Below are 11,826 nucleotides of genomic sequence, written 5' to 3' on the forward strand. Positions count from 1 at the left end.
CCATAAATACAGGCCCTGCGCCACGGGTTCCGTTCACCGTAATCCCGCAGAAAATGGATGACTGTCGCCCGTGAACGGGTAAAGGGGGAGAAAACCGTCTCCCCTTTACAATCCCCGCGGTCCCGCAAAGAAACCGGTGCTGCGCACTGCGCTCACCTCCCGACCCTCAGCCTGCGGTCGGCTCAACTCGACGGCCTGTCTCGATTCGCCTCTGTCCGCCATCCCTGGCGTCCAGCCCTTGTCTTCGGGTCTCCGGTTCGCCGGTTTCAGCGGGCACCAGGGCATCGCTGCGAGTTTTGTGGTTTCAGCAGGGTATTCGTCGCTGTTCGTTTTTTCAGGAGAGGTTCTGTGTTTTATCACCCTCAGCGGCCAGACAGTTCCAGGTTTCCTGCGGGCTCACCGCCGGGGGGTTGGGCGCATCAGGGAAACCTGGCGGGAACGCAGGCGCGCATCCAGGACTGGCCGCCAGGACGGCGGCCAGAGGCTGAGTCGCGGCAAGGATGCCGCGTCTCAGCCGGTCCGCCAGATGAAGCCGGAGTGGAGCGGACCGCGAAGCGGCAGGTTTCCAGCGCCATGCCGGGGGTGCAGGGGGACGGGCGAAACGTCCCCCTGCCCGTTCACTCGCAAGGGTCAGAAAAACTATCTGCGTATTCACAGTGAACGGAACAGCCCGCTGAACCAGAATGTGGGGCGCTTGCACAGCACCACCAAGGAGATAACAGGCCTGTTTGCACTACCATGCCCGCATTCCTGTCAGGTGGCGGCTGGCGCCTTACCTGACCTGGAAACCCATAAATACCGGGCTCCCCGCCTTCAGGCGGCTGAGGACCCGTAGCCCCGGCAAGCGCAGCGCCGCCGGGGAAATATCCAAGAGCCAGAAACAAAAAAGCCGGAAGTTTCCCTCCGGCTTTTCTCATCACAAAAAGTGATTAAGCAACATCTTCGTACTGCGGCACCGGGTTACGGAAGCTTTTGGTCACGCAGGCCAGATACACCAGACCAATCGCCCCCCAAATCAGGCCGAGAATCATTGAACTCTCTTCCAGATTGATCCACAAAGCGCCAACCGTCAACGCGCCGCACACCGGCAGCACCAGGTAGTTGAAGTGGTCTTTCAGCGTCTTGTTGCGTTTTTCACGGATCCAGAACTGAGAAATCACCGACAGGTTAACAAAAGTGAACGCCACCAGCGCACCAAAGTTAATCAGCGCCGTCGCGGTAACCAGGTCAAAATTAATCGCCAGCAGCGCAATCGCGCCCACCAGCAGCACGTTCCATGCCGGGGTACGCCACTTCGGATGAACGTAACCAAAGAAACGGGTTGGGAACACGCCGTCGCGGCCCATAACGTACATCAGACGGGAAACGCCCGCGTGCGCGGCCATACCGGATGCCAGAACGGTGACGCTGGAAAAAATCAGCACGCCCCACTGGAAGGTTTTACCGGCAACATACAGCATGATTTCAGGCTGTGACGCATCCGGATCTTTAAAGCGAGAAATATCCGGGAAGTACAGCTGCAGGAAGTAGGACGCGCCGATAAAGATCAGGCCGCCAATCAGCGCGGTCAGGAAAATCGCCCGCGGGATCACGCGCTCTGCGTCTTTGGTCTCTTCCGACAGAGAAGAGATACCGTCAAAGCCGAGGAACGAGAAGCACAGAATCGTCGCACCGGTGATCATCGGCACCACGTGCGCGCCTTCGGACCAGAACGGACGGGTGCTGGTCAGCGTACCCGCGCCTTCGCCGTGCATCACACCGTGAATAATCAGGCCGACAATCACCGCGACGATCCCCAGTTGCAGGATCACGATCAGGGTGTTGAAGTTCGCCACGCTCTTGATGCTGCGCAGGTTGGAGATGGTCATAAAAGCCACCAGCGCGACAACAAAAATCCACGATGGAACAGAAGGCACCAGCGCTTCAAAGTAAATTTTCGCCAGCAGAATGTTGATCATCGGCATGAACAGATAGTCCAGCAGCGACGACCAGCCCACCATAAAGCCGACCGCCGGATTAATGGACTTCTGCGCGTAAGTATAGGCGGAACCGGCGGACGGAAAACGACGCACCAGTTTACCGTAGCTCAGTGCCGTAAAAAGGATAGCGATCAGCGCAAAGGCATACGCCGTGGCGACGTGACCGCCGGTCAAACCAGAGACGATACCAAACGTATCGAACAGCGTCATTGGCTGCATATAGGCGAGGCCCATCATTACAACCGGAATCAGCGTAAGCGTTTTACGTAATTCCACGCGAGAGGTCTTTGGAGTAGCGTTAAGCGACATAGTTATCCCCTTTTACGGTGAACGCCAGCGCGTAAGCAAAAAATAGCCCCATTTCTTTGTATTCCTCAGCGACAACGACTGTCGGTTTTTAGTAAATATCTATCCGGTACGAAGCCCGGCCTCTTGGTATTGAATGATGTATCTTTCAACCAAAAAAATAACCGACGCTTTAAAAAAGCGTCGGCCAGTTTCTGATTTTCAGGGCGCGTATTTTGCAACAACTTCCGGCACGATGACAAGACGTTACATGGCCAAATAGTTCATTGCCTTATTCAACAGCCTAATATTCATACGGTTTTATTATCGCCTGGCGAAAAAATCAGATTATGTTCACCAGGATTCCTGACGCCCGTTACTCCATTGGCATCACCAGCGGATCGGGATATTGATATTCAAACCCCAGCTCGTTGCAAATACGGCTTCCGTCAACGATCTTGCCCGCGCCGTTCTGCGGATTATCGGCAAAAACCGGCGCCGGGAGCCCAAGCTCGCGGGCCATCTGCGGGTAAAAGATGCCGCGCGCCGGGTGCTTTGGCGCACAGATATTGTAGATGTGCCCGCCCTTCGGCGCCTGCAATAGCAGTTCAATCGCGGCAATCACATCCTGGAGATGCACCAGATTGACGCCCTGCTGACCATCCGGCGCGGATTTACCGGCAAAGAAGCGCCCCGGATGGCGGGAGGGCCCCACCAGACCGGCAAGGCGCAAAATATCCACCGACGTGCCGGGAAGATTATGCAGCCAGTCCTCCAGCTCTTTCAGCACTTTACCGCTGGCGGTTCGCGGGTTGCGCGGCGAATTCTCTTTCAGCGTCCCGCTGGCGTCGCCATATACCGAGGTCGAACTGGTAAAGATAATGCGCGGCACATGATAGGCCAGCGCGGTATCGACAATTTCCTGCACCGCCTGCAGGTAAAAATCCTCCCCCGGCCCGGTACGGCGCGCCGGTAAGGTAATGACCAGCGCATCAACGTTCATTAATGCATCCAGGTCTTCGCTATCGCAGACCAGCTGCGGCTCCAGACGAAGCGGATAACTGTCGATGCCGCACATCCTCGCCGCTTCAACGCCATCCTGCGTTGTCTTACTCCCGGTAACCTGCCATCCGCGTGACATCAACGACAGCGCAAGCGGCATACCCAGCCATCCTAAACCCACGATTGCGACCTTTTTCATCCCCTCGCTCCTGACTTTTCGCTGTGCTGACTTAAGGCTACGCCAGCCAGCGGCAACTGACAATTTCTTCAGTGAATATGAAATGAATTAATGATAGAAAAAAGCCCTTGCTTTATGCCGCTCAAGTGGTTTAGGTTAAAAGGCATCAAATGCATAGCCATTCGCAGAGAATTTTATGAACAGCGTTCAATTTAACAACCACCATCATCACCATCATCCTGACTAGTCTTTCAGGCGATGTGTGCTGGAAGACGTTTGGATCTTCCAGTGGTGCATGAACGCAATGAGAGCCCCCGGAAGATTCACTTCCGGGGGCTTTTTTTTAGACGTAATTTAGACAAATTCAGACAGGTATACAGAGGAAAACAAGCATGTCAGACAACAGCCGTTTACGCATAGCTATTCAGAAATCGGGGCGTTTAAGCGAAGATTCACGCGAATTACTCAGCCGCTGCGGCATCAAAGTGAACTTGCACACCCAGCGCCTGATTGCGCTGGCGGAAAATATGCCGATCGATATTCTGCGCGTGCGTGATGACGATATCCCCGGCCTGATCATGGACGGCGTGGTGGATTTGGGGATTATCGGCGAAAACGTGCTGGAAGAAGAGCTGCTGAGCCGTCGCGCCCAGGGCGAAGATCCGCGCTACTTCACCCTGCGCCGTCTCGACTTCGGCGGCTGCCGCCTGTCGCTGGCCACCCCGGTAGACGAAAGCTGGAACGGCCCGGCGGCGCTGGACGGTAAACGCATCGCCACCTCCTACCCGCACCTGCTGAAGCGTTACCTCGACCAGAAAGGAATTTCGTTTAAATCCTGTCTGCTGAACGGTTCTGTTGAAGTTGCCCCACGCGCCGGTCTGGCCGACGCGATTTGCGACCTGGTTTCCACCGGCGCGACCCTTGAAGCGAACGGCCTGCGCGAAGTGGAAGTGATGTTCCGCTCCAAAGCCTGCCTGATTCAGCGCGACGGTGAAATGGAGGATGCCAAACAGCAACTGATCGACCGCCTGCTGACCCGTATTCAGGGCGTGATTCAGGCCCGCGAATCGAAATACATCATGATGCACGCGCCAACCGAGCGCCTGGAAGAAGTGATCGCCCTGCTGCCGGGCGCCGAGCGTCCGACCATTCTGCCGCTGGCCGGCGACAAACAGCGCGTGGCGATGCACATGGTAAGCAGCGAAACGCTGTTCTGGGAAACCATGGAAAAACTGAAAGTGCTGGGCGCCAGCTCCATTCTGGTGCTGCCGATTGAGAAGATGATGGAGTAATCCGGCGGGTCGGTCACAGGACAAACAGGGGAAACAATCATGAGCTTCAACACAATCATCGACTGGAACGGCTGTAGCGCAGAACAACAACAGCAACTCTTAATGCGCCCGGCGATTTCCGCTTCCGCCAGCATCAGCAGAACGGTGGCGGAGATCCTGAATAATGTTAAAGACAACGGCGATGCGGCGCTGCGTGAATACAGCGCGAAATTCGATAAAACCGACGTTAAGGCGCTGAAAGTCAGCGAAGAAGAGATCGCCGCCGCCGCTGCGCGCCTGAGCGATGAGCTCAAGCAGGCGATGGCGGTGGCGGTGAAAAATATCGAAACCTTCCATAACGCGCAGAAACTGCAGGCCGTTGACGTGGAGACTCTGCCCGGCGTGCGCTGCCAGCAGGTGACCCGCCCTATCGCCTCCGTCGGCTTATATATTCCCGGCGGTTCGGCGCCGCTGTTCTCGACGGTGCTGATGCTGGCGACGCCAGCGCGCATCGCGGGCTGCCAGCAGGTGGTGCTGTGCTCACCGCCGCCGATCGCCGATGAAATCCTCTACGCCGCCCAGCTCTGCGGCGTGCGCAATATCTTTAACGTCGGCGGCGCGCAGGCCATTGCCGCGATGGCCTTCGGCACCGAGTCGGTGGCGAAAGTGGATAAAATCTTTGGCCCGGGCAACGCCTTTGTCACCGAAGCGAAACGCCAGGTGAGCCAGCGTCTTGACGGCGCGGCGATTGACATGCCCGCCGGGCCGTCGGAAGTGCTGGTGATCGCCGACAGCGGCGCGACCCCGGACTTCGTCGCCTCGGATCTGCTTTCCCAGGCGGAGCACGGCCCGGATTCGCAGGTGATCCTCCTGACGCCGGATGCCGCAATGGGCACGCGCGTCGCACAAGCGGTGGAACGCCAGCTGGCGGCCCTGCCGCGTGCGGAAACCGCCCGTGGAGCGCTCTCCGCCAGCCGGATCATCGTGGCCCGCGATCTTGCGCAGTGCGTGGCGATCTCCAATCAGTATGGCCCGGAGCACCTGATTATTCAGACCCGCAACGCCCGGGAACTGGTCAGCAACATCACCAGCGCCGGTTCGGTGTTCCTCGGCGACTGGTCGCCGGAGTCCGCTGGCGATTACGCCTCCGGCACCAACCACGTGCTGCCGACCTACGGTTACACCGCCACCTGCTCCAGCCTCGGCCTGGCGGATTTCCAGAAACGCATGACCGTACAGGAACTGTCGCGGGAAGGGTTTGCCGCCCTCGCGTCCACCATTGAAGTTCTGGCCGCCGCCGAACGCCTTGACGCCCACAAAAACGCCGTTACGCTGCGCGTCGCAGCCCTTAAGGAGCAAGCATGAGCATCGAAGATTTAGCCCGCGCCAACGTTCGCGCCCTGACGCCCTATCAGTCTGCTCGCCGCCTGGGCGGTAAAGGCGACGTCTGGCTGAACGCTAACGAATTCCCGACGGCGGTCGAGTTCCAGTTAACCGCGCAGACGCTGAACCGCTACCCGGAACCGCAGCCGAAAGCGGTGATTGAACGCTATGCGCAGTATGCGGGGGTGAAGCCGGAGCAGGTGCTGGTCAGCCGCGGCGCCGATGAAGGCATCGAACTGTTGATCCGCGCCTTCTGCGAGCCGGGCCAGGACTCGGTGCTCTACTGCCCGCCAACCTACGGCATGTACAGCGTCAGCGCCGAAACCATCGGCGTTACCTGCCGCACGGTGCCGACCCTCGCCGACTGGCAGCTCGATCTGCCGGGCATCGCGGCGAATCTCGACGGCGTGAAGGTGATTTTCGTCTGTAGCCCGAATAACCCGACCGGGCAGATCATCAACCCGCAAGATTTCCGCACTCTGCTGGAAATGGCGCGCGGGAAAGCCATCGTGGTGGCGGATGAAGCCTATATTGAATTCTGCCCGCAGGCGACGCTGGCGGGCTGGCTGAACGAGTACCCGCACCTGGTGGTGCTGCGCACGCTGTCGAAAGCCTTTGCCCTCGCGGGCCTGCGCTGCGGCTTTACCCTGGCCAACGCGGAAGTGATTAACGTGCTGCTGAAGGTTATCGCCCCTTACCCGCTCTCGACGCCGGTCGCCGATATTGCCGCCCAGGCGCTCAGCGTGGAAGGGATCGCCGCCATGCGGGCGCGGGTGGCGCAGATCCTCAGCGAGCGCGACTATCTGGTCAGCCAGCTACGCGACATCGCCTGCGTTGAAGAGGTGTTCGATTCCGAAACTAACTACGTTCTGGTGCGGATCACCGCCTCCAGCGCGGTATTTAAATCTTTGTGGGATCAGGGCATTATCTTACGTGACCAGAATAAACAACCGTCATTAAGCGGCTGTTTGCGTATCACTATCGGTACCCGTGCAGAGAGCCAGCGCGTCATTGACGCTTTGAATGCGGAGAATGTATGACTCAGAAGTTTCTCTTTATTGACCGTGACGGCACGCTGATTGCCGAGCCGCCAGTTGATTTTCAGGTAGACCGCTTTGATAAGCTGGCCTTTGAGCCGCAGGTGATCCCGGCCCTGCTGAAGCTCCAGCAGGAAGGCTATAAGCTGGTGATGATCACCAATCAGGACGGTCTGGGAACCGCCAGCCTGCCGCAGGACGAGTTCGACGGCCCGCACAATCTGATGATGCAGATTTTCTCTTCGCAGGGCGTTAACTTCGAGGAGGTGCTGATTTGCCCGCACCTTCCGGCTGATAACTGCGACTGCCGCAAGCCGAAAACCCGGCTGGTGCTGCCGTGGCTGGAACAGGGGGTAATGGATAGCGCGCACAGCTACGTGATTGGCGACCGCGCCACCGATATCCAACTGGCGGACAATATGGGCATCGCGGGCCTGCGCTATGACCGTGAAAAGCTGGACTGGCCGGCCATTTGCGAACAGCTGACCCGCCGCGACCGCTACGCCCACGTGGAGCGCAACACCAAAGAGACGCAGGTTGACGTCAAAGTGTGGCTGGACCGCGAAGGCGGCAGCAAAATCTCCACCGGCGTCGGCTTCTTCGATCATATGCTCGACCAAATCGCCACTCACGGCGGCTTCCGAATGGAAATTAAGGTCGGCGGCGATCTCTATATCGACGATCACCACACCGTGGAAGATACCGGCCTTGCGCTGGGCGAAGCGCTGAAGCTGGCGCTGGGCGACAAGCGCGGCATTGGCCGTTTCGGCTTTGTGCTGCCGATGGATGAGTGCCTGGCCCGCTGCGCGCTGGATATCTCCGGCCGCCCGCATCTTGAATATAAAGCCGAGTTTAGCTATCAGCGCGTTGGCGATCTGAGCACCGAAATGGTCGAGCACTTCTTCCGCTCGCTCTCCTACACCATGGCGGTCACGCTGCACCTGAAAACCAAAGGCAAAAACGACCATCACCGCGTGGAGAGCCTGTTTAAAGCCTTTGGCCGCACCCTGCGCCAGGCGATTCGCGTCCAGGGCGATACGCTGCCGTCTTCAAAAGGGGTACTGTGATGAACGTGGTGATCCTCGATACCGGCTGCGCCAACCTCAATTCGGTGAAATCGGCGGTGAGCCGCCACGGCTATACGCCAGTGGTCAGCCGCGACCCGGATGTGGTGCTGCGCGCCGATAAACTGTTTCTTCCTGGCGTCGGCACCGCGCAGGCGGCGATGGACCAACTGCGTGAGCGCGAATTAATCGAACTGATCAAGGCCTGTACCCAGCCGGTGCTGGGCATTTGTCTTGGCATGCAACTGCTGGGCAAGCGCAGCGAAGAGAATAACGGCGTCGATTTGCTGGGCATCATCGATCAGGATGTGCCGAAAATGCACGACCACGGCCTGCCGCTGCCGCATATGGGCTGGAACCGGGTGTCCGCCAAAGCCGGGGATCGCCTGTTTCGCGGCATTGAAGACGGGGCTTATTTCTATTTTGTCCATAGCTACGCGATGCCGGTGAATCCTTATACCATCGCCCAGTGCAACTACGGCGAGCCGTTTACCGCCGCGGTGCAAAAAGATAACTTTTTTGGCGTCCAGTTCCACCCTGAACGCTCCGGCAGCGCCGGGGCGCAGCTGCTGAAAAACTTCCTGGAGATGTGATGATCATTCCTGCTTTAGATTTAATTGACGGCACGGTTGTCCGTCTCCATCAGGGCGATTACGGCCAGCAGCGCGACTACGGCAACGATCCGCTGCCGCGCCTGCAAGCCTATGCCGCGCAGGGGGCTGAAGTCCTGCATCTGGTGGATCTGACCGGCGCGAAAGATCCGGCGAAGCGCCAGATCCCGCTGCTGAAAACGCTGGTTGCCGGTGTCGATGTGCCGGTGCAGGTCGGCGGCGGCGTGCGCAGCGAAGAGGATGTGGCCGCCCTGCTCGATGCGGGCGTGGCGCGCGTAGTCGTCGGTTCAACGGCGGTGAAATCCCCGGACGTGGTGAAAGGCTGGTTTAACCGTTTTGGCCCGCAGCATCTGGTGCTGGCGCTCGACGTACGCATTGACGCCGCAGGCACTAAGCAGGTGGCGGTGAGTGGCTGGCAGGAGAACTCCGGGGTGACGCTGGAAGAACTGGTGGAGAGCTATCAGTCAGTGGGCCTGCAGCATGTGCTGTGTACCGATATTTCCCGCGACGGAACGCTGGCGGGCTCTAACGTCTCGCTGTATGAAGAAGTCTGCGCCCGTTATCCGCAGGTGGCGTTTCAGTCCTCCGGCGGCATCGGCGATCTTAATGATATCGCTGCCCTGCGCGGCACCGGCGTGCGCGGGGTGATTGTTGGCCGCGCGCTGCTGGAAGGTAAATTCAACGTAACGGAGGCCATTCAATGCTGGCAAAACGGATAATCCCCTGTCTCGACGTTCGCGACGGCCAGGTAGTGAAAGGCGTGCAGTTCCGTAATCACGAGATCATCGGCGATATCGTTCCGCTGGCAAAACGCTATGCCGACGAGGGCGCGGATGAGCTGGTGTTCTACGATATCACCGCCTCCAGCGATGGCCGCGTGGTGGACAAAAGCTGGGTATCGCGGGTGGCGGAAGTGATCGACATTCCTTTCTGCGTGGCGGGGGGCATTAAGTCGCTGGAAGAGGCGGCGCAGATCCTCTCTTTCGGCGCGGATAAAATTTCCATCAACTCCCCTGCTCTGGCGGACCCGACGCTGATTACGCGTCTGGCGGACCGTTTCGGCGTACAGTGTATTGTGGTGGGTATCGATACCTGGTTTGACGCCGACAGCGGTAAGTATCACGTCAATCAGTATACCGGCGATGAGAGCCGCACGCGCGTGACCCAGTGGGAAACCCTCGACTGGGTGCAGGAAGTACAGAAGCGCGGGGCCGGAGAGATTGTCCTTAATATGATGAATCAGGACGGCGTGCGTAACGGCTACGATCTGCAGCAATTAAGCAAAGTGCGCGCCGTATGCCATGTGCCGCTGATAGCTTCCGGCGGCGCGGGCACCATGGAACACTTCCTGGAGGCCTTCCGCGACGCCAACGTCGACGGCGCGCTGGCGGCTTCGGTGTTCCATAAGCAAATTATTAATATTGGTGAACTGAAAACGTACCTGGCAGCACAGGGCGTGGAGATTAGGGTATGTTAACTGAACAACTGGACTGGCAAAAAACCGACGGCCTGATGCCGGTCATCGTGCAGCACGCCATTTCCGGGGAAGTGCTGATGCTGGGCTATATGAACCAGGAGGCGCTGGCAAAAACTGAAGAAACCGGCAAAGTGACCTTTTATTCGCGGACCAAACAGCGTCTGTGGACCAAAGGCGAGACGTCCGGCAATTTCCTCAACGTGGTGAGCATCACCCCGGATTGCGATAACGATACCCTGCTGGTGCTGGTCAATCCCATTGGCCCGACCTGCCATAAAGGCACTTCCAGCTGCTTCGCGGAAACCGGCCATCAGTGGCTGTTCCTTTATCAGCTGGAGCAACTGCTGGCGGAACGCAAACACGCTGACCCGGCGAGTTCCTATACCGCGAAGCTGTACGCCAGCGGCACCAAGCGCATTGCGCAGAAAGTGGGCGAGGAAGGCGTGGAGACCGCGCTGGCGGCAACGGTGCATGACCAGTTCGAGCTGAAAAATGAAGCCTCGGATTTGATGTATCACCTGCTGGTGCTGCTACAGGATCAGGGACTGAGCCTGACGGATGTGGTGGAGAATTTGCGTAGCAGGCACATTAAAGCCTGATGATGACAGGGAGGCTCAATGCCTCCCTTTGTTTTTGCCGTTGTGTTGATTGTATTGATTGTATTGAAATTCCAGGCCGGGTCAGGCGTCAGCCGCCACCCGGCAAAAATGCGGGCACAGTTGCTGATACAGATTCGCCTCCACGCTCAAACCCGCCAACCCACTTCACACTGCTGACAATGTGCGTTGTTCCTGAATCGCCCGGCGGCGCTGCGCCTGCGCGTGCCTGCGTCGCCGAATGCTGAAGGTCGTGTAGGCCGGGTCAGGCGTCAGCCGCCACCCGGCAAAAATGCAGGCACAGTTGCTGATACAGATTCGCCTCCACGCTCAAACGCACTAACCCACTTCACACTGCTGACAATGTGCGTTGCTCCGGGATCGCCCGGCGGCGTTGCGCCTGCGCGGCCTTGCGTCGCCGAATGCTAAAGGTCGTGTAGGCCGGGTCAGGCGTCAGCCGCCACCCGGCAAAAATGTGGGCACAGTTGCTAGGGTGTGTCCCGTAACTGTTTTTTGTACAATCTGGCACCTGTTTTGACCACAAAAGTACCTTTAACATGGCTCGTTACGATTTCCCTGATGATGCATGGGCGATAATTTCTCCCATGTTGCCTGCTGAAAGCGGGTCCTCCAAAGGTGGCCGTCCTTACTTCGCGCACAGACATGTCATGAATGGCATATTTTGGGTGCTTTGTTCCGGCGCTCCCTGGAGAGATTTGCCTGAACGTTACGGTCACTGGAAGACGGTTTATAACCGCTTTAACCGATGGTCTAAGGCTGGAATAATGAACAGTATTTTCAATAAATTACTCCAGATTCTGGATGAAAAAAAGTTGGTTGACTGGGATGTTATTGCACTTGATGGCAGTAATATCAGGGCCCTGAAAGCAGCGGCAGGTGCGAAAAAAAACATCCCGATGACATCAACGACCATGGGCTGGGT

Annotated in this window: 12 protein-coding genes, 1 pseudogene and 1 other annotated feature; of the genes and pseudogenes, 10 read left to right on the plus strand and 3 right to left on the minus strand. The window is 58.1% G+C overall.

Going from position 1 to position 11,826, the window contains the following annotated elements:
* Positions 1-929: 929 nt before the first annotated feature.
* The 3 genes from FE839_RS15745 to FE839_RS15755 form a co-directional block, all read right to left on the minus strand.
* Positions 930-2,288 carry an APC family permease gene (locus FE839_RS15745; RefSeq protein WP_171034901.1) on the minus strand — a complete coding sequence of 453 codons (1,359 nt, stop codon included), beginning with the start codon at positions 2,286-2,288 and terminating at the stop codon, positions 930-932.
* Positions 2,278-2,340 carry a membrane protein YoeI gene (yoeI, locus tag FE839_RS25140; protein WP_138361761.1) on the minus strand — a complete coding sequence of 21 codons (63 nt, stop codon included), beginning with the start codon at positions 2,338-2,340 and terminating at the stop codon, positions 2,278-2,280. Before yoeI ends, FE839_RS15745 begins: the two co-directional genes overlap by 11 nt.
* A 300-nt stretch (positions 2,341-2,640) precedes the next feature.
* A complete protein-coding gene (locus tag FE839_RS15755) occupies positions 2,641-3,465 on the minus strand; it encodes an SDR family oxidoreductase (protein ID WP_138361752.1) in 825 nt (274 codons plus the stop codon).
* A gap of 175 nt (positions 3,466-3,640) precedes the next feature.
* Between FE839_RS15755 and hisL the strand changes: the two genes are divergently transcribed.
* The 10 genes and pseudogenes from hisL to FE839_RS15805 all read left to right on the plus strand — a co-directional run.
* The gene (gene hisL, locus FE839_RS15760; protein WP_138361762.1) at positions 3,641-3,691 is read left to right on the plus strand and encodes a his operon leader peptide; all 51 of its coding nucleotides are present in this window, start codon (positions 3,641-3,643) and stop codon (positions 3,689-3,691) included.
* Positions 3,667-3,788, plus strand: a sequence feature (His leader region). Its footprint overlaps the gene before it by 25 nt.
* Before the next feature lie 48 nt (positions 3,789-3,836).
* Complete coding sequence (gene hisG / locus FE839_RS15765) at positions 3,837-4,736, plus strand: ATP phosphoribosyltransferase (RefSeq protein WP_138361753.1); 900 nt, start codon at positions 3,837-3,839, stop codon at positions 4,734-4,736.
* Between the two features lie 39 nt (positions 4,737-4,775).
* On the plus strand, positions 4,776-6,080 hold the full coding sequence (gene hisD, locus FE839_RS15770; protein ID WP_138361754.1) for a histidinol dehydrogenase: 1,305 nt from the start codon (positions 4,776-4,778) through the stop codon (positions 6,078-6,080).
* Complete coding sequence (gene hisC / locus FE839_RS15775) at positions 6,077-7,138, plus strand: histidinol-phosphate transaminase (RefSeq protein ID WP_138361755.1); 1,062 nt, start codon at positions 6,077-6,079, stop codon at positions 7,136-7,138. Before hisD ends, hisC begins: the two co-directional genes overlap by 4 nt.
* Positions 7,135-8,202, plus strand: coding sequence for a bifunctional histidinol-phosphatase/imidazoleglycerol-phosphate dehydratase HisB (gene hisB / locus FE839_RS15780; protein ID WP_138361756.1), 1,068 nt, complete (start codon positions 7,135-7,137; stop codon positions 8,200-8,202). Before hisC ends, hisB begins: the two co-directional genes overlap by 4 nt.
* On the plus strand, positions 8,202-8,792 hold the full coding sequence (gene hisH / locus FE839_RS15785; protein WP_138361757.1) for an imidazole glycerol phosphate synthase subunit HisH: 591 nt from the start codon (positions 8,202-8,204) through the stop codon (positions 8,790-8,792). Before hisB ends, hisH begins: the two co-directional genes overlap by 1 nt.
* A complete protein-coding gene (gene hisA, locus FE839_RS15790) occupies positions 8,792-9,529 on the plus strand; it encodes a 1-(5-phosphoribosyl)-5-[(5-phosphoribosylamino)methylideneamino]imidazole-4-carboxamide isomerase (RefSeq protein WP_138361758.1) in 738 nt (245 codons plus the stop codon). Before hisH ends, hisA begins: the two co-directional genes overlap by 1 nt.
* Positions 9,511-10,287: an imidazole glycerol phosphate synthase subunit HisF gene (gene hisF, locus FE839_RS15795; protein WP_138361759.1), complete on the plus strand. Its 777-nt coding sequence runs from the start codon at positions 9,511-9,513 to the stop codon at positions 10,285-10,287. The genes hisA and hisF overlap by 19 nt, the downstream gene beginning before the upstream one ends.
* Positions 10,281-10,886, plus strand: a complete 606-nt coding sequence (gene hisIE / locus FE839_RS15800) for a bifunctional phosphoribosyl-AMP cyclohydrolase/phosphoribosyl-ATP diphosphatase HisIE (protein WP_138361760.1) — start codon at positions 10,281-10,283, stop codon at positions 10,884-10,886. Before hisF ends, hisIE begins: the two co-directional genes overlap by 7 nt.
* 554 nt (positions 10,887-11,440) lie before the next feature.
* Positions 11,441-11,826, plus strand: a pseudogene (locus FE839_RS15805) (IS5 family transposase); the annotation flags it as partial.

The organism is Klebsiella indica (assembly GCF_005860775.1).
GTDB classification, from domain to species: domain Bacteria; phylum Pseudomonadota; class Gammaproteobacteria; order Enterobacterales; family Enterobacteriaceae; genus Klebsiella; species Klebsiella indica.